We start from the raw sequence: 23,450 nt of genomic DNA on the forward strand, positions 1-23,450 counted from the left end.
TAGAATCTATAAGGAAAACGGCGAGCATGGCTCGCCGTTTTGATATGAGGAAGATGTATGTATATTCGACGTGGAACAGACAACAGGATTGTTGCGATCAGTAAAGTTGCTACAGAGGGTTTTGATGAGCAGGTAGCGGAAGATAATACAGAGCTGTACGCTTTTCTGCAGGATGCAAAATCTTCCCGCCAACAAACACTGGAAACATCAGACTTGCACATGGTACGGGTGTTGGAAGATGTTATTAATTTATTGATTGAACGAAATGTCATTCGTTTTACGGACTTGCCATCGGCTGCGCAAGGCAAGTTACTGTCGCGGCGGGCGTTGCGTGAAGCGGTCAATCTGCTCGATGATGAGGATGATAATATCCCTCTGTAAATGCAGAAAACTGCCGGATGCCCGGTGGCATCCGCTGCGTCGTAGCACAATGATATTGCTCACTTTACCGGCGAAAGTGACTTTCAAAAATGGTATCCAAACGCAGAACAATAAGCTTGCTGCGTATTAAACCCCCGGGCCTGTTACACCATCCAACCCGAGACGGCCCAATTCGGCAATTTCATCACCGCTCATTACTCCCTCGGCAATCACCACCATCCCCAACGAATGGCCAATGGCGGTCATGCCTTTTACCAAGCCCTGATTGGCTGGGCTCTGGTGAATATTACGAATCAGAGAACCGTCGATTTTCAGATAATCCAGCCCAATATTTTGTAACTCTTCAATGCGGGTAAACTCCATACCCGCGTGCTCCAAACCGACATGACATCCGGCCTGGCGCAATGCGGTACTGAAATGGCGGAATTCGTCCGGGCAACGTATCGCCGCAGACTCGGGGAACTCAAGCCATAACCAGCGGCAGGATTCAGTCTGCTTTTGCAGTAATTGAAGAACATTTTCCCGGAAGTGGCTGCTTTTCAGGGCATCAATAGAAATGTTGATTGCCAGCGGTATGGGTTCATCGGCCAGCGTTTTCAACGCTTCCTTAACCACCTCAAGATCCAGCGTAGGCATCAAACCCAGGCGCGATGCCCATGGCACAAAATAACCGGCAGGTTGCAAATGCTGATCAAGAAATATCCGTGCCGGCGCTTCAAAATGTAAGGATGCGCCTGTTAGCGTTTTAACCGGAAAACGAGCCAGTTGCAGATGGTGATTCTCGAAGGCATCTTCCAATAATTGACGCCATTCATTAACACTGTGTCGTTGGTGTGAAGTGTTTTCGTCGCTACTCAGGTAAATAACCGCGTGGTTGCCTCTCGCTTCGGCGCGTGCAAGGGCGCCATCCAGTTTATGCATTAATGCGCGGCGGTTTTCTCCACTTTTGTAATGTCCCCAGGCGAGCGGGGCGGAGATGGTTTTCAGCTGGTTTTCCTGAAAGAAAATTTGCAGGTGCGCCGACAACGCTTCTCCCAGATTATCAGCGGCAGCAGTATCTGCCACCACAACGGCGAAGTCGCTACCATTCAAGCGTCCGATGATGCTGTAGGAAAAAGGTTCGCTCCAATCCAACAGGCTGCGCGCCATTTTTTTCAAGGCTGCGTCCGTTTTATCCCGCCCCATGGCATTGTTCAATTCGACCAGATTGATAATGCGTAACATCGCAATGACGCCTTCACCGGCATCCTCACGGGTTAGTTGGCTATCCAGCAGATTGAAAAAATGCTGCCGGTTGTAAAGGCCGGTCACCGTATCCTGTTGCGATTCGCGGCGCAGAATTTCCAATTGGCGGGTTTCTTTTTCCAGCATGACTTTTACGCTGCCGGACAAGGTGTTCATGGCTCTTACCAGACGGCGAAACTCGTAAGTACGTGGCTCGCGCGTGGTGATAAAGCGACGGTTGCCGATCGCTTCAGCCTGATTAACCGCAATATCCAACGGCCGGGAAATGGTTTTTAAAATCCATGTGCCCAATAACCCGCTACCGATGGCCGCAACCAAAAACCATGTCAGTAAATTGATCACGTTGTTCCACAAACTCTGTACGGCAAAGTCTGCGCGACTTTCAACTTGTAGGGTGCCCAGCTGTTGCCAGCCATCCTGCACCTGGGCGATGCCAGGGTTTACGTCAATATCCGCAAAACGGGCGAAGCTGGCAGGCACCTTCGGAATGACCTTGTCAGTGGCCAGTTTTTCAATCATCACTTCCCCATTCGGAGCGGTGAGCGCGATACGGCGGTAGTGGCCGGTATCAAATTGGGCGGAAATCAGCAGCTCCAGCGTCACCGGATCTTTGTCCAGTTGCGACATGGACAAGGCCAGCGAGGTCGCGTTGTCCATATTTTTAAGTTGCAGTTGTTCCTGCAGATACACTTTGGCGGAAAACAGACTGATAAAAAAACTGCCCCCCAGCGCCAACAGCAGCAGAACAATAATACCGAGCCAGAGTTGTTTGATCAGTGACATGGCTTGTCTCCCCACGAAAAAACACCAGGCGCTACAGGGTGACGCCAGCACGTGTACTTATTGATGAACCTGTTATTCATAAAAACCTTCTTCCTGCATGCGGCTGAGCAGATCGCGCCAGCGCGATAATCTGGCGGTCGGATCGGCCTGGGACTGCGGGTTGTTACCCACCCATAATCCGACACTGTTAAAACTGAAAACCGGTTTTAAATCCGGACGCTGGCTGGCAGACAAAATACGCGGCAGCAAATTATCGAGAATCAGCGGCATGGATTCCGGCGTTTGGTAATAACCAAGCACCATGTGTGCCTGGGATACCCGACTGTTCACGCCGCCAATAGTTGCACGGACATAAATAAGGCGCAGACGTTCGTTAGGTATGCCCAACTTGACCAGCGAGATGTATTTGGCAATGGTGTAATCTTCGCAATCACCGGCGCGGCTGCCCATGGTTTCCAGCGGTGTAGCCCAGTAATCCGATTGGCCCCACAAGTCGATATCATCGCTGTAGCGGATATTGCGGTTAAAAAAAGCATTGATTTGCTCCAGCTGTTGTCGCTCATCGGCAGCTTCCTGTTCCAGCATCAGGCGATTCCAGGCTTGCAAGAGCGCCACGCCATCATCACCAAAGCGCTTTTGCATGGTTTGGCGGGATTTGTCAGAAAGAAAATCGGCTGACGAGAGAAAGGCGCAGCATAAAAGCAGGGCGGCCAACAGCAGCCTTGGGGCAACGCCGGAAAACCACCCGAATATCATGGCAGCACCCAACCGTTGGCGGAAAGTTCGCCCGGTGCAAAGGTAAAGCCTGTTACGAATGGTTTGTTCATAGGAAGGGTGGTGGAACTCCGGTTTCCCCTGGTTTTTTTGTGCGGCAGATAACAGCCTGCAAGCGGCAAAGTATAGCCAGTCGCGAAAATCCTTGCAGAACTATAAATCCTTACAGAATCGTTTGAGCATAGGCTGCTAGAATATAGCCCGTTTCAACATCATAAAAGAGTAGAGAACCGAGTGGCCAGGGTTTACAGCAGCGAACATCCCCATACATGGGTAAAACAACAGATTGCACGATTGCTGGAGTCGCCGCTGTCGAGCCGGTGTTTTGTGTTGCAGGTTGTCCACCGGCAAACCTATCTGTCGCCGGAGACGGCTATTTCCTTGTTGGCCCCGGTGGTGCTGGAGAAAACCGGCAACACCGTGCAAATATTCGCAGCAATTTTGCCCGATACCGACTCTGCGCGTGAATCCCTTACGGCTCTGGCATCTACCCCGCGGGATTTTGAAAATTTTGCCACTGAACACCACTTGCCCTGGCTGAATTTGCAGGCTCCTCTCAACCTCAAACCGGTTTTTATTGCCAAACCCTGGGGCAGGGAAGTCTGGTACACCGGCATTGAAGTTCGTGGGCAGTCGCTGATTGAAGCGCAGGGCCAGGTTATTCCTTTACCCTGGTTGTTGGCGGTGTTCCCGTTTGTGCTGGCTAATGAAGAGCTACAACAGGTTGCTGATGATCTGATTCTGCTGAAAATCCTCGATCCTTTGCCTGATGACGTGTACGGCGATCTTTATTTTGAAGTGCATGACGAAAAGCGCGAAGTTTACGTCGTTACTGCGGTAGACGAGAACGCCTGGCCGGCCGGTTATGGCGCTATCCGTCTTGGTTTTGATCAGGAAAAACGTCAATCCTGCCAGGATGATGAGGCTTTTCGCCGTGCCTATCTCCAATCGGTGCAGCGGTACCGTGAGGTGCGGGTAGCGATAGATGAACAATTTGACCAGCGCCGTGTAGCCGAAGGCCTGGCGCTGCTGCAACCGGTATCCGCCGATACCCTTAAACGCTGGCAAGACGAGTTGCCCGCCGGGCTGCAAGAGCAGGAAAAAAGCTTGCGCCAGCAGATGGACGCCTTTACCGCGTTACAGCCCCTGAAAGTTGGCGATGTGGTAAAAATTCCCTGCGGTGTTCCCCATGCCTTGCAGCACGGGGTTCGCACGGTAGAGTTTCAAACGCCCGTCTATGAGCGCAACATTCTCTCCTTTGCGCAAAAAGTGTTAACCCAAACGGCATGGGATACCGAAAAAGCCCTGCCTGGCGTATCACTGGATCAGCCGGATAGTCTTCAGCTCGATGTGTTGCAGCAGCAGCCGGGGAAATATACCCTGGAGCAAGTTGCGGCTTTTGATGACTTTGTGGTGCAGCGCCTTACCTTGTTGGCCGGGCAAACCTTTGATTGGTTAAATGATGGCCGCTACGCCCTGTTATTGTTGATTCAGGGAAAACTTGCTTTACAATCCGCTGCCTGGAGTCAGCACCTGGATGCTGCCGACGCCATCAATCCGGCCTCGCTGGTTCCCGCCACCCTGAGCCGTTTGCACCTGCGTGCGTCAGCGGGTGATGCCATCATTCTGCTGGCTCGTCCGGTTGATTCTGCACCTCTACTCCGGAATAGCTAACCCTCATGTTTCGTGCTTCACGCTTTGTTTTTTCCGTTGCTGCCATGCTATCGCGCCGTGGCAGCCTGCTACTGGTTGCCGGTTGTTTATTGGCCAATATCTGTTCGGCTCGGCCGCTGATGTGGCAAGTTGAAAAGCCTGGCGTATCGGGCGAAGTTTATTTGTTTGGTTCATTGCATTACGGTTTGCCGGATTTTTATCCGCTGCCCGATTATGTCATGCAGGCCTATGAGGCGGCTGACGCGCTGGTGGTCGAGCTGGATGTAGACACCCTTGAGCAAACGGATGTAGCACAGTTGATGACGGGGCTCGGCTATTGGCCGCCTGCCAATAAAGCCAATCAACAACCGCTTAAAAACCTGATAGGAAAAAAACAGTGGAATTTACTGGCTGACAAAGCCGCCGACCAGGGGGTGGACGCGGAGCGTTTTAAAAATACCCGCCCCTGGCTGGTTTCCATGCAATTGGTCAGTGGTCAGCTACGACAAACCCGCTTTGCTGCCACCCAGGGGATTGATCGCTACTTTATTGGTTTGGCGCGCGAACAAAAGCCGATTTTGCAACTGGAAACCTTCGAACAGCAGATTCGTACGTTCAGCGATATCAGCGAAACGCATCAGGTTGCGCTGTTGGCCAGTACTTTAAAAGATTACGAAAAAGCTCCCGAGATGCTGGAAAAACTGGCGACGTCCTGGCAGCAGGGCAATGTCGATCAACTGGAAAAGCATATTTTTACGGCATTCCACGGTTCTGATGTCGGTGAAGTGTTGTATGAACGAGTGTTTACCGGCCGCAACGAACAAATGGCCGCTTACATTGCCAACAAACTGGCAGCTCCGCAGCGTTATTTTGTTGTCACCGGAATTGGTCATATGTTGGGTGATGACGGGCTGGTGTGTTTGCTACAGCGGGATGGCTATCGGATACAGCAATACCCGCCTACTGAAACGCCACTGTGTCCTGACGTTTAATGGTGCGCTCAAAAGTGCTATAATCGCGGCCCTTTTTAACGCCTTTGCGGTTTTGTCGAAAGGTGGTGCGGAGTTTTTATGTCTTCTTTCTATGAAATCCGGGAGCTACCGGATGGTGATGTGGTTTTACTACGCTCTGATGATGAGGGCGAGCCGCTGGTGAAAATCCGTTTTTCTGCCGAATCCCTGGCATTTCTCGGAGACGGGCGCTTTGAAGTAGCCAAAGCTATGATTGAGGCGGGTATGGATGCTGCCAGCGAATTGGCAGAGCGCTATCAGGACGAACGCGACGACTTTGGCGTTGACTTAATGGATGACGCAACCACTCATATGCTGCATTGATTGCCCGCTTTTATCTTCCTGTCTCTCGCGGATCAGAATGCCCTGACACTGACCGCTATTGGCAGCATGTTCCAGTTCTGCAAATTCCCTGTCATTTAATTTTCCCGGCGATGCTATCACGGTATGGCTGTTGCCTCTCGCCAGTGCTTCCCAGGTAATCCATAAGGCTTGTTGATCATCTGTGCAGTGAATAATGCGCAGGTTGCGTGTATTCACGCCGAATTTTTCCAGTAATTGCCGAGTGATATTGGTGGAGGTTACCCAGCTGATCCAGCGCCCGGCGCTGTTGTGGCTCAACCAGGCAATCATGGGCAGCAACAGTGCTGCCTGATCCGGCGCATGGCGGGTTAATACCAGTTCGGTAACGCTACCGGTAGCGGTGTTGCTACCGGTTTCTGACGCAGGTGAAGGCAAATTGCGAAGTGCATTAGTCACGGCGAATTACTCCAACACTCAAACCTTCAATGGCAAATTCGGCATCACGAAGATCCACTTCGATGACATTGAAATCGGGGTTTTCCGGCCACAATTCCACAATAGAGCGGTTACCTACGCGCTTGTAACGTTTAACGGTGACTTCATCACCAATGCGCGCTACCACTACCTGGCCGTTGCGCGCCTGATCGGTGCGGTGCACCGCCAACAGATCGCCATCCATAATGCCGATGTCTTTCATACTCATGCCGCTGACTCGCAGCAGATAATCAGCATTGGGAGAGAAAAAGCCGGTAGGAATGTTGCAGTAATCTTCGATATGTTCCTGCGCCAGAATAGGGCTACCGGCTGCTACGCGACCGACCAGCGGAATGCCCTGGCGGAGGTTGTCCGGCAGGCGGATACCGCGAGAGGCGCCCGGAATAATTTCAATGGCGCCTTTACGTGCAAGTGCTTTGATATGTTCTTCGGCCGCGTTGGCCGATTTGTAACCCAGTTTGCGCGCAATTTCAGCCCGGGTTGGCGGGTATCCGGTGGCTTCGGCATAACTTCTGATCAGTTGTAAAACCTGTTCCTGGCGTGCAGTCAGATTGTACATGGCGTGCTCCCAAAATCTGTTTATTTATACAGTGGTTGTGATTATATACAGTATTGGGATTGCTGCAAGCCTGTTTTTTCGCCAGTTTACCGGCTGCCTTTCAGTAGCACCGCATCCAGCATACGGGTGCTCAAAATGCGTTTTAAAAACCCCATCAAATAAGTAGGGAAGGTGACGTAATAGCGGGCTTTGGGATTTTCTGCTTCCAGCGCATGCTTCAGGCGGAGGTAAACCGCTTCCGGCCCTTGTGTGAATCGCGATGCGGCGCCTTCTTTATTAAGCCGTTCCAGTGTTTGCCGGTATTGATCGGCAAAGCGGCTGCTGCCGACATCAATATTGCTATGGAGTGCCTCAAGGCCATTGGCGCGAAACCGGCTGAGAATAGGGCCGGGTTCAATCAGGCTGATATGGATGGGTGAGTCGTGCAGTTCAAGGCGCAGTGTGTCAGTCAGCCCCTCAATAGCAAATTTACTGGCGTTGTAGGCGCCGCGAAATGGCATGGCGGCGAAGCCCAATACCGAGCTGTTTTGCACCACACGGCCATAACCCTGGGCGTGCATTACCGGCAGTATCAGGTTGGTCAGCTCATGCCAGCCAAATACATTGGTTTCAAATTGTTGCCGTAATACATCACGGCTCAAATCTTCTACCGCGCCGGGTTGGCCGTAGGCGCCGTTGTTAAACAAGGCATAAAGTTGCCCGCCAGTGATTTTCAGGGTTTCCTTAACGGCGCGTTGAATACTGGCAGAATCCGCGAGATCCATTTGCACGCAGGTCAGCCCCTCGGCTTGCAACCTGGATACATCTGACAGTTTTCGACAGCTGGCGATAACGGTGTAGCCTTCCTGCTTCAATCGGGTTGCGCAGTAATGACCAATGCCACTGGAGGCACCGGTAACCAAAACGGTTTTAACGGGGTTCATGCAATGTTCCCTGGGTTATCAGTTATTGGGCGTAGCTTATCCGTCAAGCATGCAGCTGCTTTGCGCAGATTAAAGCCAACGCATTCACATTTCTGCTGCAAAGCGCTTTGAGGCGTCATGGAGGTGATTAAAATAGCGCGTTTTTCCAATGAATAACTACTGTTTTGATGGAGCCAGACATGTCGGACGCCGTTCCTCCCCAATCATCCTCAGCGGAGCGTACCATTCCTCTGGTACAGAAGAAAAAATTATTGGAAGTGGGTGAAATATCCAATTTGAGTTTCTGGATTGGCCATTGCTTCATGCTGCTGGCCACGGTGCTGGGTGTTTATCTGGCCGGTCAGCAGGGTTTGCGACAAGCCGTTGAGTTTGAACAAATCCAGAGTGATAAAAATAATTACTACCTGCGTCAATCACTGCACGATGAACTTAACGATAACCTGCAACTGATTCGTGAATATACTGAAAAATTATCCGGCGTGAGTATTAGCTCTGCTCGTAGTCAGAATCTTACGCTGGATAAATTTGTCTGGGACACCATGCGTTATTCACCCGCCACACTGGAAACACCGTCCGAGTTGCTGGGCGAAAGCCGGAAATTTTACCGTGATGTTAATGACGCTTACGAAAAAATTCGTAACGGTTATTTTCATTACCCGGAGCAGGGCGGCAAAGTGTTACTGGAAGTGGTTGCGCACATGGAAGCTAATGTATTGCCGCGTTTTCAGGAAAATCTTTCCGGTATTAAAGCGGTTCTGGATAAGAAAAAGGTAGCCCTGTAAATGAGCGCTGTATTGAATTGTCCGCACTGCGGAAATGTTTCGATGGAATTGCGTGAATTGCATGGTCATGAATTGCAAACCTGTCCGCAGTGTCATGGTTTGTGGTGTGATGATGGCGATTTATCGACAGCGATTCGCAATAAAAATGGCATGAGCGATGCCTATTGTATCAAGCAAGGTTTCGGTGAAACCCTTGATGGTCATCATTATGAATGCCATCGTTGTCATGTGCCGATGAAACAGGTGCATTTATTAAAAGACTACCACGTGACCCTGGATACCTGCCCGACCTGTAGTGGAATCTGGGTGGATGGTGACGAAGTGTCGATGGTGCTGGCTGCGCCGAAGTTGCAGGATGCCCTTGAGCAGCTCAACGCTAAAGTGAATACCAAAAGCTGGCTGTTTCAGTTTTTGACGCGTATGCCCCGTGAATACAACATCAAGCCGCACCGTAAACCCTGGATGACCTGGTCGCTGCTGCTTATTAATACCTTGATCTTTTTTGCCTATGGTTTCGATGAGGTATCAACCGACTGGGTGTACACATGGTTTGCGGTGGATTCCGAACCGCTATTGCGCGGCGAACATTTATGGTCGTTACTCAGCTACCAGTTTTTGCATGGCGGAATTATCCATTTGGTGGGGAATTTATATTTCCTCTGGATTATTGGTGACAACCTTGAGGATGCGCTGGGCCCCTGGAAGTATCTCGCGGCTTATCTGTTCTGTGGCGTTATCGCGGCGCTGGTTGAGTTGCTGGCGTCGCAGGTGTCCCGTGGCGAATTATTAATGGTGGGTGCCAGCGGCTCCGTTGCCGGTTTATTCGGTATGTATTTAATCTGGTTTCGCCACGCCAGTATCACCTTTATGTTTGTGGTATGGCAGAAAAAACTGAAACCTGTCTGGTATTTTGCTATTTGGGCAGGGATCAATATTTTCGGATTGATGAGCGAAGATTTATCCGTAGCCTATTGGGCTCATCTGGGTGGCTTGGCGGCTGGTTTGCTGGTCGGTGTCATCTGGAAAGAAAAAGTGCTTGCGCATAATCCGCTTATTCAAATGCTACAGCGACCGGAAGCACGGATTATTCGTTAACAGGCTGTATCCTTTTCCCTCATACATGCGTTGATATAACATCGAGCGAGCACCGTTCGAGTTTGGCGTTGGGAAGTTTGTTCCAAAACCGTCAAGTCAGGGACGCCCGCCATGGATGGCGGAAGTTAGTGCAATGCAGGAGCAATTGCCGTTGACTCGAGGGAGCTATATGGGTGGAGTACGCACATAGCAAAACATGTTTTGCGCGCACGGAACGACAATCATCTGCGATGATTGACCGGCTCCGCTTGCGGATATTTATGCGCTTTTGGAACAAACTTCACAATGACAAACGGCCATAATGGCACAAGGTTCAGATAGATTGCGCAGAGGCTTTCAGTTTATGCTGAGACAGGTGTAACCTTCACAATCCTTCCTTTCTCACTATCAATCAACAAATAAATATTGCCATCCGGGCCTTCCACCACGTGGCGGATGCGTTCTCCGAGTTCCTCAAATAAGGTTTCTGCCTCTACCACTTTGTCGCCGTCCAGGCGCACTCGTTGCACATTGCGAGCAGCCAGGGCGGATACCAGCAAATCACCTTTCCATGCTGCGAATGCATCGCCTTTATAAATCGCCATACCGGAAGGTGCGATAGAAGGAGTCCAACCCAGCAGCGGTTGTTGTGTGCCTTCATAGTCTTTAAAGGGTGTTACGCGCGCACCGGTGTAATCCAACCCGGCGGTCGCAATCGGCCACCCATAATTTGCACCGGCGATAATACGGTTAAGCTCGTCACCGCCGCGAGGGCCGTGCTCGTGGGTTAGCAAACGCTTGTTGTCGGCATCGTAAACAATGCCTTGCACATTGCGATGGCCGTAACTGTAAATTTCCGGGGCAACACCGGCACGATCAACAAAAGGGTTGTTGGCAGGCACCGAGCCGTCTGCATTCAGGCGCACAATTTTGCCGAAGTGATTGTCGAGGCGTTGTGCTTCTTCGCGATAATCAAAGCCATCGCCCAGCGTTAAAATCAATGTGCCATCGGCCAGCCACGCCATGCGCGCACCATAATGCGCGGCGCCGCCACTGCGTGCCGGTTGGCTGCGAAAAATTTCCTGGAGGTTTTCCAGTCGATGCCCGGCCAGTGTGGCGGTAGCAAGGCAGGCATGGTTCGCCGCCAGGGTGCCGCAGGAATAGGACAGATAAATCCGTTGGCTTTGTTCAAAGTCCGGAGCGAGCAAAATTTCTTTCAGGCCGCCCTGGCCTTTGGCGAGCACGTCGGGAACACCGCCAATCGGGTCTGCATGCAAACGCCCGTCGGCATCTACCACACGCAAGCGGCCCGGTTTTTCAGTGACCAGCGCCCGCCCATCGGGCAAAAATGTCATCGACCAGGGAAAGGCGAGACCATCTACCCAGGTTGCTGTTTGATACGGGCGATCGTTGGCCCGGGTTTCTGCGGGTAGCAAAAAAGAGGCAGTTGCCAACAGTAAAACCGGTATTACCGGCTGCACGCCGGGTAAGCGGTTGTTGCTGTGGTAAAGCCGTGAGAACAACCAGCCGCCCAGTGCTGCGGTTGCCAGTAACGCCAAGGTGCCGCCGCCACTGCGTGTAGCTGCAATCAAGGTGGGCATGGGGGCAACCATATCCGTCACTTTAAAAGCTACCCATAAACCTGCCGCAGCGGCCAACGCACTTAATGCGGCTTTGTGGCGGGGAACGAGAGGGCGCACCAGTAATAACGCAACTAATAAAGATGGCAGCAAACCCGCTGCAAGAATGCCCAGGTAAGCGGGAGCAAAGCCGACGATGTCTTGCAGGGTTGTTTGCAGGCGTAACCCGAAGGAAATTGGCGCGCCCAAACGCTGTAATTCCAGCAGGTTAAATTGGGTTTGAACAATGGTGCCCAGTAGCCCGGCTACCACCAGTGCTACCAGAAAACAGCCTGTGAAACGCAAAAAACTCTGCATGCGAACCCCTCTATGTTGATGAACAACGTTAGATGATGAAAAAGTTGAATTGTACTCATCATTATAGAAGCCGCTACCCATTCGCAACCTCCACGCACTCAATGACTATCGCGGTGCTTTCATGCCGGGATCACGCCGCTGTTCTACCGCCAAACGCTTTCTCTTTCACTCGATGATCGCCTTATAAAGCGGTGTGTGCATTGGCAACCACCGGAGCCGCCAGCGACAGCATTTGCCGCAAATGCCGGGTTTCATCGACCGGGCTTCGGCCGAACAAACGTTTAAATTCCCGGCTGAACTGCGAAGCGCTTTCGTAGCCCACTTGTTCAGATGCAGTGGCAGCATTCAGGCCTTTGCGGATCATGATCAGCCGCGCCTGGTGCAAGCGAATGGTTTTTATGTATTGGATGGGCGAGGTGTGGGTAACATTTTTAAAATGTGCGTGAAAAGCAGGCACACTCAAATTGGCTTCTTTCGCCAGACTGGTTACATCCAGTTGGCCGGCGTAATGATGGTGAATGCGATGCAGTACTTTGGCGATGCGACCAAAATTGCCACCTTGTTCCAGGGCGGCGCGCAGTCTGCCGCCCTGGCTGCCGGTTAACACCCGATAAGTAATTTCCCGAAAAATGGATGGGCCAAGCAATTTGGCTTCGGTGGGTGAGCACAATGCTTCCAGCAGCCGCAGGGTTGCTTCTTCCAGTTTGGTTTCCATCGCGGTGGCATAAAGTGTGGCCGGTTGTTCGGGCGCATCGTTTGATACCGACTGTGCCAGCTCGGCGGTGGTAGCCGGGTCGATACGCAGCACAAGGCCCAGCAAGGGTTCTTCTTCACTGGCTTCGGTTTCGATGGTGAGAGGCAAGGGCACCGACAACACCAGATACTGTTGCGGATCGTATACGTACATCTTGCCGCCATGAAAACCGCGCTTTCGCCCCTGCACCATAATCACAATGCCGGGTTCATAGAGTGCCTGCGCGCACGACATGGGTTGATCGGCTCGCATAAACATCACGCCATCAAGCAGCGATTGGGTATAGCCCTCGCGCGGCGCAAGTTCGCGGAGCAAGCGGATCATCCGTGCCTGTGTCGAGTTTGTCGCTGTAATCATTGATGTGTCGGTTTGAGTCATGTGCGTTTCTGCCGCCTGTGAGTAACAGGCACTATAAAAACATAATTTCCACCGGTTTTGCATCGCTCGAATAGGATTAGGCAAACACCGAAGACGAACGGGTCTTAGCCTGGTGGGTGCAAATTTTTATGATGGCTGCTGTTACCCACCCTCTTCAGGACGCAACATCATGAATAAAATTTCTCAAAGCAAAGTGATTTTACTGACCGGCGCCAGCAGTGGTATTGGCGAAGCGGTTGCCCGTTATCTAGCAGCGCAAGGCCATCGGCTGGTTATTGGTGCCCGGCGTACCGATCGTTTGGAAAGTCTCGCGCAAGCCATTCGTCAGCAAGGCGGTACCGTCGATTTCCAGACGCTGGATGTTACCCGCCAGGATGATGTAAAAGCTTTTGCAGATTTTGCCCTGGCCATTCACGGCCGTATTGATGTCATTATCAATAATGCCGGCGTGATGCCGCTGTCTCCTATGTCTGCTTTAAAAGTAAGCGAGTGGGATCAGATGGTCGACGTCAATATTCGCGGTGTGCTGTATGGCATTGCGGCGGTGCTACCCACCATGCAAGCGCAGCAGAGCGGGCAGGTGATTAACGTGTCATCGATTGGTGGGCTTTATGTTATGCCAACGGCTGCGGTGTATTGTGCAACCAAGTTTGCGGTGCGTGCAATTTCCGATGGTTTGCGTCAGGAAAACCAGCACATCCGCGTCACCTGTGTTTACCCTGGCGTGGTTGAATCCGAGTTGGCTCATACCATTACCCACGCCGATACCGCCGAAATTATTGATGCGTTTCGTAAAGTGGCTTTAAAACCGGAAGCCATTGCAGCGGCGATTGCGCATGTCATTAATCAGCCGGACGATGTCAACACCAGTGACATTGTTATCCGCCCCACCGCCAGCCCGGCGTGAACCCGGTGTAAAAAAGATCAGACCGATTCGCTCTATAGCGAATCGGTTTTTTGTTTTTTAGTTTGGATACTATGTGTCACATAGTCATTTTTTGAAAGATATTTGCTATATCTTTTTTAAAAATTATTTCCAAACTGAATTCATAAATTCAATTTATTTGTCTGATGTTTGATAAATGTGAATCCGATTACATAAAGCCATTATTTTTTTGTGGACTAATTTTTATTTATTTGTAAAATCCCCCGAAATACTGAAGCGTTTCACAAAGCTTCGAGATTCTGTTGCTGGACTAAAAAAATAGATTTTACTAAACCGTATAGTCAGAGCGTTGATATCTTTCTGAAATCAATAAGCCGATCGTAGTTTGTCGCTTTATTCCTCCGTCGGAAAGACGTTGTTATCAATTTCAATTGAATGATCACTGTTGAAATCAGCACGGCGTGCTGGTTTTGCTCATGCGTTGCATTTTTAAAATTTCAATTTTTGGGTTTTCCTGGATAGAAAATAATACAAACGATAGAGCTACCGGATTAGCTGATGAAAATTTTAAAAAGACTGACCCATTTCCCGATCTTTGTTGCCTGCGCTGCTGGCTATCAGTTTGCGTTGGCGCGAAATTCTTTATTTGCCCATCGTATAGCAACAAACTCCACCCATTCCCTCTATCGCATAGCGTCTTTTTTTGATGGTGTTTTGTCACACGGTTTTCATCTGCCCGTGATAAATCCTGCCGTCAGTTGGATAAAGCTCAGGTTATCTCTCAGGAATTTATTGACTCACAGTCCTGATGTTGCCAGGGAACCAGGTTTTTAAAGCCGGAAGGAAACGCCTTCAGGTTTTGCCGAATTGTCGATGTCGATGTCGATGTCGGTCGGCGAGTGCGATTGTGATGATTGCAGTTTTTTGATGGAACATTGCCGGGTAATGCCGGTGTTTACTAAAAAAAGAGGAAGATACCATGAGTAGAATTTCCGTCCCCCCGCTAACAACCGTGCAGCGAAGGAAAAAGGCAAGCCGATGTTTATCGCTGGCGGGTCTTGTTCTGGTGACAGCCGCCACATTTTCGTCCCAGGTGCAGGCCGGGTGTGAATATGTGATTACCAATCAATGGAATGACGGCTTTACCGCCAACATCCGTATTACCAATACCGGCACCACGCCGATAAACGGTTGGAATGTCAGTTGGCAATACAGTGGCGATAATCGCCTCACCAGTTACTGGAATGCCAATTACAGTGGTGATAACCCTTATTCGGCATCCAACCTTGGCTGGAATGGCAACATTCAACCCAATCAAAGTGTTGAGGTGGGTTTTCAGGGAACCAAAGGCAGTGCGTCTGCTGAAGTTGTGCAAGTTACCGGTGATGTGTGTGGCGAATCTGCCAGTTCTTCGTCGGTTAGCAGTTCCAGTTCTTCTGCTGGCAATCAGGCCGCCTGGGATCTTGATGGCACGGCTTCCTATTTAAATTTTGTGACCACCAAAAATACCCATAACGTAGAGCTGCACCATTTTACCGCGCTGAGCGGTTCAATTGGTAATGACGGTGTTGCGCGCGTTTCTATTGATCTTAATACCGTGAAAACCGGTGTTAACCTTCGCGACCAACGCGTTCGCGATTTCCTGTTTGAAACGGTTTATTACCCCTCGGCGACGATTACCGTCAATGTGCCTGCCACCGTATTGAATACGCTGGCAGTGGGCCAAACCGCCCAAACCAATGTCAGCGCTGACGTGGATTTGCATGGCGTCACCAAAACGGTAAGCGCTCTGGTGTCGGTACAACGGCTTTCCGATTCGCGCATTCTGGTGCAAAGCATGGCACCGGTATTAACGCGCGCTACCGATTTCAACCTCACAGCTGGCGTAGAAGTGCTGCGTAACCTTGTCAATCTGAGCTCGATCAGTGCGGCGGTTCCGGTAGATTTCACGTTTGTCTTTGACGCCCGCTAACAGGAGGCTTGGGAATCTATCATGAAAAAATTATTCAAAACCTCAATCGCCTTTATGGGCCTGGCTTTAGGCTCTCTGATTTCTGCTGGCGCTGCGGCGCAACATGTTTGTAGCGTGTCTTACACGGCGGTCGCCAACTGGGGCAGTGGTGGGCAGGCTCAGGTCATTGTTGAAAATAAGGGCGCCGCACTCAGCAGTTGGGAAGTGTGCTGGGCTTTTAATGGCAACGAAGTGATCAGCCAACTGTGGGACGGTGTACATACCGCTAACGGCAAAAATATTTGCGTAAAAAATGCACCTTACAACGGTAATTTACCGGCGAATGAAATTGTCCAATTCGGGTTCAATTTAAGCAATCCGGGAACGCAGCTGCCCGCTGAATTTACCTTGAACGGTGTTAATTGCGGTGGCAGTGCTGGTCAATCCTCCAGCGTTGCCAGCAGCACACCGGCGAGTTCAGGCAGTTCCAGCAGCGCGCCTGCTCCCGCAACTGCTGCACGCTGGTTGTTGGAAGCTGAAAAATCCAGTTTCCATTTTGTAACCGTAAAAAATATTGATAACGCAGAAAGCCATACCTTTACGCAGTTGCAAGGTACGGTCAGTGCCGCCGGTAATGCCACACTGACGATTCCGTTAGCAACGGTTTCTACCGGTTTTGCGATTCGCAATACCCGTATGCAAAATCTGCTGTTTGAATCCGGTTATTTGCCCAATTTGCATTTCACCACGCAACTGGATCTGGCTGCGATTGATGCCATGCCCGTGGGCGGTATCAGTCAGCAAACGTTGGCCGGTAATTTGATTCTGCATGCGATTAACAAGCCGATCAGTTTTGAAGTGACGCTGATCAAGCACACCAATAACAGTGTCAGCTTCTCACCGCGCCGCCCGATTGTTATCAATAGTGTTGATTTCGAATTGAATGCCGGTGTTGAAGCGCTGCGTTTGGCTGCCAGTCTGAGTTCAATTGGTGAAAAAACACCGATTTATTTCAAGATGTTTTTAACCCGCGATAATCCCACTGGCATCGCCGCCATTACCTTGCCTGCGGCTCCCGAAGCGCCAGTTGGTCTAACCGGTAATCTGGTGCAGGACGTTGGTTCTGCTGAGTTGATCTGGTCAAATTTGAATGCAGATGAAACCGGCCTGCTGGTTCGTCGTAAAGGTGCAGATGGCCGCTGGACAACGCAAAGCAATCTCGCTGCCAATACGTCAATTTTCAGCGAAACCCTGCCGGCTGTTTTCGGTAACTACGATTATAAAGTTATCAGCTACCGCGACAGCGTTCCGTCTGTTGCCAGCAACGCCGTTGCGCTGGTGTATGAAGACACTTCCGGTAACACCAGCAGCTCGTCCAGCGAAGGCAGTGCCTCAAGTGTTGAAAGTTCGGCAAGCTCGGTATCGTCAACCTCCAGTTCATCCTCGGAAGATAACGGCCCGATCACCGGCGATGCCACCAGTGGTGCGGCCTTGTGGAGCACCCGCGGTTGCGTGTTCTGTCATGGTGTTGATGGTGAGCGCAATGCATCCGGCACACCGGCGGCTACACCCTTGAACCCCAACCGTTCGGTATACCGTCACAGCCAGGATAATCAGGATCTGATCCTCAGAGACTTTATTTCCAGGTGGATGCCGCAAAGTAATCCGGGCAGCTGTACGGGTCAATGCGCCGCTGACCTCGAAGCCTTTATCCATACCTGGCGCCGTCCGTCCGATGGTATTCCGGATAATCCGGTTTCCTATTTCAGCTGTCCGGCACCGGGCGCCAGTTATGGTCAGCGTACCTTGCGTTTGTTAACCAAAAACGAATACCAGCGCTCTGTGCAGGATCTGGTTGGCTACACGCAAGATGTTGTCTCCCGCTTGCCGGATGACTTCATCGCGGGCACCTTCATGAACAACAATACCCTGATGGTAGATAGGACGCGCTACACCAGTTATATCGCCACCGCGGAACGTATTGCCGAAGATGTCGCGACCCGTTGGAACGATGTGCTTGCCTGTTCGCCAGATAGTAACTGTGCAACAAAACTGGTAGACGATCTGGCCCCGAAAATTTTCCGTCGTCCACTGACTGCTGATGAACGTGCTGACTATTTGGCAGTCGCGCTGGGTACAGATGATGGTCGTACTACAGCAGAAGGTATGGAAGTGGCACTGGCTGCGATGTTGTCATCACCGCAATTTTTGTATCGTTCCGAGTTGGGTGAAGCCAGTGGTGGTGCATTCAAATTGAATGGCTACGAAATGGCAACCTTCATCAGCTACACCTTTACCGGAACCACGCCAGGCGATGATTTGCTGGCCGCGGCCGGGCGCGGTGAGCTGGATACGGCTTTCGGTGTGCGTCAACATGCATCGATGTTGCTGGAGTCTACCCACACCAAATCCCTGTTGGGTGAATTTGTGAACCGCTGGCTGGGTACCGAGCAGTTGGAAATTAAAGAAAAATCCGGCGTGGCAAACTTCCCGGTATTGGCGCAAGACATGAAGCAGGAGCTTGGCAAAAACTTTGCTCACGCCATGCTGGCGCATGACACCAATTTTGCATCGGTTTTCAACCCGCATTACACCCATGTTAACCAGCGGTTGGCCAGCTTGTACGGCATTCCTTTCATGGCTGGTAGTGCCGATGCGCAAGGCTTCGCGCGCGTCAGTACCTCCGAGCGCGGCGGTATTCTTACCAGCGGTGCATTTATGTCCCGCTACGCGACTGCCGACGATGCCAACATGGTTACCCGTTCGGTTGCAGTTCGCCGTCGAATCATGTGTCAGGACATTCCCGAGCCACCGTCCGGTGTCAGTCTTGACCGGGAAGCGCTGGCTGCCCGCGACAGAGAGTTCTTCGAAAATCCGCACACCACACAGCGCATGATCTTCGACCGCATTACTTCGGGCACCAGCTGCTCGAATTGTCACGGCGAAATTATCAACCCGCTGGGCGGTTCAATGGAGAACTTCGATGCTCTGGGACGCTTGCGCGCCGTTGATTTGAAAGGCAACCCGATTGATGCCGTAGGTACTTTCTTCTCACCGTTCCCGCAACTGCAATTCCTGAACGATCCGGACCGTGTCATTCATTCGCCTGCGATTCAATTTGATGGCGCGAACGAACTGGCGCAAACCATGGTTGAAGATCCGATGGTTTCCGGTCTGGCGCAAAGTTGTCTGGCAACACAATTTGTCAGCTACAGCTCCGGTATCAACTCCATCTTCCTGATTGATTCACCACGGGATGTTGGCTATGCCCGCATCAGTAAAGCCGAAGAGGAGGCGTATCGTTGTGATGTCGCTAACCTCGTAGACGTACTCAATATGAACGGCCCACGCGCCATGCTGGAAGAAATTCCTGCATTGGATTCTGTGATGTACCGGCAAGAGTGGGCGCGCTAAGCGCGCCCCTCGCAACGTCCTGTTAAAGAATTGGAGTCAATAACATGAGATATAAAAATTGTTTCGACAAAGAGCGTCGGGATTTTTTCAGAGTGATTTCCCACGCGGGCATCTCGGCCGGTCTGATTAAAGCATCCAGCATTCTGGCTGGCGTTATGCTGGCGCGCACTGCAGAAGCCCAGTCCGGAACGCCTAACAAACACTGCCTGGTTTTTTCGGGCGGCGGTTGTCATCCGGATAAATGGTTTCCAACCGGGGCAAGCTTGCCGGTTCAGTCTGCGCCCTTGCAGCGCCACTACAACCATTTTGCCATGCTGCGTAATGCATCGCTGAGTGGAGCAGGGCACGGTGTGATGTTTCACCGTTTTAACAACGGCAGTTGGTCCGATGACAGCTTTGACGTAAACCTCGGCAAAACCATCGGTGCCAATTATCCGGTGCGCTGCCTCAACGTGGGCACTACCGCTGAATCGGCGCTGAGCCGTGAAGGCTATAACGGCCGACCACTTATCACCAGCCCGCAGGCAGCGCTCGACGTATTGTTTGCCGGTGGTTCGGGTGGCTCTGGCGGTGGTAATGGTGGTGACGGCGGGCTGGCACCGCGCCAGTCAGTGGTAGATTTGCACTACGCTGCTATCAGCGGTCTGCGTACCAAACTGGGGCAACACGAAAAAGAAAAACTCGACAGCCACTTCACGGCTATTCGTGAAATTGAAACGGCTATTGATAGTGGCGGTGGCAATCCTGGCGGTTCCTGCCCGCAGCCGCCAGGTGCGGTGGTGGCCGGTTTTGACACGCACGCCAAGCTGCATGCTGACATAGTGACGCTGGCGCTGAGTTGTAACCTGACTGCTTCAGTATCACTGGCCTTCGGAACGGATGCGCACACCCACTTCCTGGATGCACTGGGTCGTGAGTCGCATCAGTCGCACCACAATCAGGGCAACCTGCCGTTGCACTACACGGAAGATATTGTGTACATGCAAGGCTTGACGGCGTATCTGTACGATAAGCTGATTGAGCGCGGTTTGATGAGTTCCACCATTATCACTCAGGTGTCTGACATGGGCGATGCCGACTCCCACGGCAACAGCAACGTGCCTATGCTGGTGGCAGGAGCGGGCATTACCGGTGGTCGCGTGCTGGATATCGGCGGCAAAACCCAGTCCGAGCTTTATCAAACTATTGGCCTGAAACTCCGCGCCGATCAAAGCCCGGCAGGCGGCAGCTACCGCAACTGGTCAACCTCCACCATCGCCAACCTGTAAAACCGTTAATAGCGTTTTCAGGTTGTAATAAAAAACCACCCCCTGGCTGAAACCAGGGGGTGGTTTTTTTTGGCTATCGAAAACAGTTGTAATACGAAATCCAACATTACTCGCTGCCCCATTGTTTTCAGGGGGATGGTGCTGTTATAAGAATGACGAGGCTGATAGTGAGCTTCAGGTCTAATCGCAGCTTTTGAACGTTGATGATTGTTGACGTTTTTTGCGCTTGGCAAATTTCTATTCAAGATAACTTCTATGGAGAATATTAGTGGAATACCTTTTTTCTTATGGCACATTGCAGTTAAAAAGCGTACAGATCGCCAACTTTGGTCGGGAGTTGAAAGGGGCGGCAGATAAGCTTCCCGGCTATGTGGTAGAGCAGGTAGAAATTACCGATCCGCGCGTGCTGGCAGAGAGCGGGCAGAAGTATCACCCGATACTGAAATATACCGGTAACTCTCGTGATCAAGTCGCAGGAACCGTTTTTGAGGTAACTACCCATGATCTTGAAAAAGCCGATGCTTACGAGGTGGATGATTACAAGCGAGTTGCTGAAAGTTTGCTGTCTGGCAAGCGCTGTTGGGTTTACGTTTCTGTGGCCTGACCGGTGCCAGTGTTTTCAGGGTGGCTGACGAATAATATTCCTGTTCGTACTCAGAACATATTGATCACGGCAATGTCTACTTCATCATTCAAAACCTGACTACAAGGGATTGGTATATGAAGTATCCGGGCATTGTTTTCGCTTGTTTGCTCTTAAGTTCACACAGCTTCGCTAAAAGTGGTGATTTTGGTGTGGAGGTGGATGTTTCCACCGTGGGTCTTTTGCCTCCCAGGTTGGAGACTGTAACGGTTGCCACGGTAAAACCTGGCTCATCAGCCGCGAAGCAGGGCATCCAGCCCGGCGATAAAGTTGTGAGCATTGACGGCTGTGAAATTCCCGGCTGTTCTGCCTTCAAAGCCAAAAAGAAAATGAATAAAAAACCGGGCGAAACTGCAACCTTTGAAGTAATTAATCAGGATGGCGAAGCCGTCAGTATCATCCTCACTGCAGAATAGCGGTAAAGAGCAGCCCGCTGGCCTTACTCTATCCCTGGTCAAAGGCTGTTAAAGGAGTAACCATGAAAAAAGCGGTGTGGGGCGGTTGTCTGCTTTTTTTCATTTTTGTCATCGTCGGAGCAGGCTTTCAGCGGCATGCTTTGGCTTGTGAAATTTTGCCATTATTAGATTACTCCCGATTGAATGGTCATGTTTTTATTGGCGCTGACCACAAGCCTGCATCTACCGAAAATATTGAGGATCTGTTGCAGGCTGCATCTTTGCGTATTGAACGTATGTACGGGGAGCCGCATTCCCGGCCGCGCATCCTGATTGCCGGGAGTGTTGAGGCGGCAGAACGGTGGGGGGCTAATGACACTGCCACCATGCATCGCCTGCCATGGCGCACTTGTATTATTCTCGGCCCTGAAGGGGAAAATATTGATGTGCTTGCGCATGAGTGGCTGCATGCAGAAATCCAGCAGCGTGTCGGCTTCTGGCGTTTTTTGAGAGAAATGCCTGTATGGTTTGATGAGGGCGCTGCTCTTACCGTGGATTATCGGGAGCCGTTATTGCCAGAAAATATTGCCCTGTCCGATGAGGAGGTGAGCCAGGTTCGCAGTTTAGTGAGCGGCGCAGATTTTTTTAGTGACAATGTTCTGGAAAATTATCAGGCCGCTCGCCTCGCGGTTATCCCGTTGATTAATGCCAATACTTTTTATGCTGATCTGGAGCGTATTGCTGCCGGGGAAAATTTCTCTGACGTTTTTTCGGCGCGCAGTAATTAATTTTTACTGCTGATCAGGCTAATTCCTTTCATTTAAAATGCTCGCCGGGAAAATGAACCAATAATCACGGCTTCAGTCTGAGGAAAACTCCCCCTGCCGGTATTGGAAAATGTTGCCAGCGCTTGATCGCAAGGATATTGATTTTGCTGCGCCGCCGATTGAATTCGAAAGAGCGACGGTCACGAAAAGTCATGGACTATGGCTGGCTGTTGTTGCTTCATGTGCAATGCACTTTTTGCTGGTACTTATTATACCGCTGGTATCATCTCCTCCCGTTCCTCGTCAGACACCATTGAAAACACCTCCGCGCACTGTTCATGTGACTTTTTCTCAGGTGGTGCCGCAAAAAGAAGTTGCCACTATTGAAGTTCCGGATGTTTCTGTGTCGTCACCAGTCATTGTTAACGAGCCGGAAGTTGAAGCAAATAATGTTTCGTCTGGATCAGCGGTGCCTGAGGTCGCTTCGGAAAGTCATCCTGTAAAAACTGCTCTCTCTCCTGCTGTGACTGAGCCGATTGCTGATGAGAGCAATGCTCGGTCAAGGCGCTATCGTCCCTCATCCTCGCAGCAAATGTCCGAAATTTCAGCCAGCCAACACAGTGGATCGGCTTATTCACATTCGTCAGTTATTGAAAAAAATGTTTTTCATCCGAAGTTGCGCTCGCAACTAAAGGCGTTGCAGCAACAGCCAGCGTTAGCGCGGGTTGAAGATTCCCGGCTGGATATGTATTCCACCGGCATTGGCTCTGATCGATTAAAAACAAAGGGCGGTGGTTGTTTGGAGGTGGCTGACCGAGGGCGAGATAGCGGGCCACGCAATTGGTATATGACCAGGTGCGCTGAAAAATCAGAAAGTGAAAATATGATGGATCGGGTTAATGAGGCAGTCAATGAGCGCTTTAATCGCTCTCGTTAAAATGACCGACTGATTTTTGAATGGTTTGAAATGTGACGAGCAGATATTTTTGTCGCGAATATCGATACCCATAAAAAACGGGTCTTTGGTAGATGCTGCCGGTAAACCGGCAGTAAAACCAAAGACCCGTTTTGCGAT

The 23,450-nt window shown here is 51.0% G+C and carries 22 protein-coding genes; 15 read left to right on the forward strand and 7 right to left on the reverse strand.

What is annotated here, in order from left to right:
- The first annotated feature begins 57 nt into the window (after positions 1–57).
- Positions 58–381: a hypothetical protein gene (locus tag C4F51_RS07930; protein ID WP_193908745.1), complete on the forward strand. Its 324-nt coding sequence runs from the start codon at positions 58–60 to the stop codon at positions 379–381.
- A 126-nt stretch (positions 382–507) separates the two neighbouring features.
- Here C4F51_RS07930 and C4F51_RS07935 read toward each other — a convergent pair whose 3' ends face one another.
- Together C4F51_RS07935 and C4F51_RS07940 are read right to left on the reverse strand one after the other, a co-directional pair.
- Complete coding sequence (locus C4F51_RS07935; protein WP_193908746.1) at positions 508–2,409, reverse strand: bifunctional diguanylate cyclase/phosphodiesterase; 1,902 nt, start codon at positions 2,407–2,409, stop codon at positions 508–510.
- A 72-nt stretch (positions 2,410–2,481) separates the two neighbouring features.
- On the reverse strand, positions 2,482–3,165 hold the full coding sequence (locus tag C4F51_RS07940; RefSeq protein WP_193908747.1) for a transglutaminase-like cysteine peptidase: 684 nt from the start codon (positions 3,163–3,165) through the stop codon (positions 2,482–2,484).
- Positions 3,166–3,510: 345 nt separating this feature from the next.
- Here C4F51_RS07940 and C4F51_RS07945 point away from each other — a divergent pair, with 345 nt between their 5' ends.
- The 3 genes from C4F51_RS07945 to C4F51_RS07955 all read left to right on the forward strand — a co-directional run bounded on the left by C4F51_RS07945 (position 3,511) and on the right by C4F51_RS07955 (position 6,170).
- Entirely contained in the window at positions 3,511–4,857 is a 1,347-nt protein-coding gene (locus C4F51_RS07945) for a cupin domain-containing protein (RefSeq protein ID WP_193908748.1), read from the forward strand.
- 5 nt (positions 4,858–4,862) lie between these two features.
- On the forward strand, positions 4,863–5,828 hold the full coding sequence (locus tag C4F51_RS07950) for a TraB/GumN family protein (protein ID WP_193908749.1): 966 nt from the start codon (positions 4,863–4,865) through the stop codon (positions 5,826–5,828).
- A 78-nt stretch (positions 5,829–5,906) separates the two neighbouring features.
- Complete coding sequence (locus tag C4F51_RS07955; protein ID WP_193908750.1) at positions 5,907–6,170, forward strand: hypothetical protein; 264 nt, start codon at positions 5,907–5,909, stop codon at positions 6,168–6,170.
- Here C4F51_RS07955 and C4F51_RS07960 read toward each other — a convergent pair.
- From C4F51_RS07960 to C4F51_RS07970, 3 genes are all read right to left on the reverse strand, one after another.
- Positions 6,135–6,605: a cell division inhibitor SulA gene (locus C4F51_RS07960; RefSeq protein WP_328701322.1), complete on the reverse strand. Its 471-nt coding sequence runs from the start codon at positions 6,603–6,605 to the stop codon at positions 6,135–6,137. The two genes, C4F51_RS07955 and C4F51_RS07960, sit on opposite strands and share 36 nt — an antisense overlap.
- Positions 6,598–7,203: a transcriptional repressor LexA gene (gene lexA / locus C4F51_RS07965; protein WP_193908752.1), complete on the reverse strand. Its 606-nt coding sequence runs from the start codon at positions 7,201–7,203 to the stop codon at positions 6,598–6,600. Before lexA ends, C4F51_RS07960 begins: the two co-directional genes overlap by 8 nt.
- An 86-nt stretch (positions 7,204–7,289) precedes the next feature.
- Complete coding sequence (locus tag C4F51_RS07970) at positions 7,290–8,126, reverse strand: SDR family oxidoreductase (RefSeq protein ID WP_193908754.1); 837 nt, start codon at positions 8,124–8,126, stop codon at positions 7,290–7,292.
- Between the two features lie 179 nt (positions 8,127–8,305).
- Here C4F51_RS07970 and C4F51_RS07975 point away from each other — a divergent pair, with 179 nt between their 5' ends.
- On the forward strand, positions 8,306–8,908 hold the full coding sequence (locus C4F51_RS07975; protein WP_193908756.1) for a hypothetical protein: 603 nt from the start codon (positions 8,306–8,308) through the stop codon (positions 8,906–8,908).
- Positions 8,909–10,003: a rhomboid family intramembrane serine protease gene (locus C4F51_RS07980; RefSeq protein WP_193908758.1), complete on the forward strand. Its 1,095-nt coding sequence runs from the start codon at positions 8,909–8,911 to the stop codon at positions 10,001–10,003.
- 341 nt (positions 10,004–10,344) lie between these two features.
- Here the strand turns inward: C4F51_RS07980 and C4F51_RS18135 are convergent, their stop codons facing one another.
- The gene (locus C4F51_RS18135; RefSeq protein WP_193908760.1) at positions 10,345–11,919 is read right to left on the reverse strand and encodes a PQQ-dependent sugar dehydrogenase; all 1,575 of its coding nucleotides are present in this window, start codon (positions 11,917–11,919) and stop codon (positions 10,345–10,347) included.
- Positions 11,920–12,100: 181 nt separating this feature from the next.
- Complete coding sequence (locus C4F51_RS07990; protein WP_193908762.1) at positions 12,101–12,997, reverse strand: AraC family transcriptional regulator; 897 nt, start codon at positions 12,995–12,997, stop codon at positions 12,101–12,103.
- Positions 12,998–13,220: 223 nt separating this feature from the next.
- On the opposite strand from C4F51_RS07990, the gene C4F51_RS07995 reads away from it, so the two are divergent.
- The 9 genes from C4F51_RS07995 to C4F51_RS08035 all read left to right on the forward strand — a co-directional run bounded on the left by C4F51_RS07995 (position 13,221) and on the right by C4F51_RS08035 (position 23,312).
- Positions 13,221–13,958 carry an SDR family oxidoreductase gene (locus C4F51_RS07995; RefSeq protein ID WP_193908764.1) on the forward strand — a complete coding sequence of 246 codons (738 nt, stop codon included), beginning with the start codon at positions 13,221–13,223 and terminating at the stop codon, positions 13,956–13,958.
- A 537-nt stretch (positions 13,959–14,495) separates the two neighbouring features.
- The gene (locus C4F51_RS08000; protein ID WP_193908766.1) at positions 14,496–14,771 is read left to right on the forward strand and encodes a hypothetical protein; all 276 of its coding nucleotides are present in this window, start codon (positions 14,496–14,498) and stop codon (positions 14,769–14,771) included.
- A 145-nt stretch (positions 14,772–14,916) separates the two neighbouring features.
- Positions 14,917–15,909 (forward strand): cellulose binding domain-containing protein, encoded by a 993-nt coding sequence (locus C4F51_RS08005; protein ID WP_193908767.1) that lies wholly within the window; start codon positions 14,917–14,919, stop codon positions 15,907–15,909.
- Between the two features lie 21 nt (positions 15,910–15,930).
- Positions 15,931–19,302, forward strand: coding sequence for a DUF1592 domain-containing protein (locus C4F51_RS08010; RefSeq protein ID WP_193908768.1), 3,372 nt, complete (start codon positions 15,931–15,933; stop codon positions 19,300–19,302).
- A gap of 44 nt (positions 19,303–19,346) precedes the next feature.
- A complete protein-coding gene (locus tag C4F51_RS08015; RefSeq protein WP_193908769.1) occupies positions 19,347–20,570 on the forward strand; it encodes a DUF1552 domain-containing protein in 1,224 nt (407 codons plus the stop codon).
- Positions 20,571–20,838: 268 nt separating this feature from the next.
- A complete protein-coding gene (locus tag C4F51_RS08020; RefSeq protein WP_193908770.1) occupies positions 20,839–21,174 on the forward strand; it encodes a gamma-glutamylcyclotransferase family protein in 336 nt (111 codons plus the stop codon).
- Between the two features lie 116 nt (positions 21,175–21,290).
- On the forward strand, positions 21,291–21,629 hold the full coding sequence (locus C4F51_RS08025; RefSeq protein ID WP_193908771.1) for a PDZ domain-containing protein: 339 nt from the start codon (positions 21,291–21,293) through the stop codon (positions 21,627–21,629).
- A gap of 62 nt (positions 21,630–21,691) precedes the next feature.
- Positions 21,692–22,396: a hypothetical protein gene (locus C4F51_RS08030; protein WP_193908772.1), complete on the forward strand. Its 705-nt coding sequence runs from the start codon at positions 21,692–21,694 to the stop codon at positions 22,394–22,396.
- 109 nt (positions 22,397–22,505) lie between these two features.
- A complete protein-coding gene (locus C4F51_RS08035; RefSeq protein WP_193908774.1) occupies positions 22,506–23,312 on the forward strand; it encodes a hypothetical protein in 807 nt (268 codons plus the stop codon).
- The last annotated feature ends 138 nt before the right edge of the window (positions 23,313–23,450 follow it).

Origin of the sequence: Cellvibrio polysaccharolyticus (genome assembly GCF_015182315.1) — a bacterium.
In the GTDB taxonomy this organism is placed as follows: domain Bacteria; phylum Pseudomonadota; class Gammaproteobacteria; order Pseudomonadales; family Cellvibrionaceae; genus Cellvibrio; species Cellvibrio polysaccharolyticus.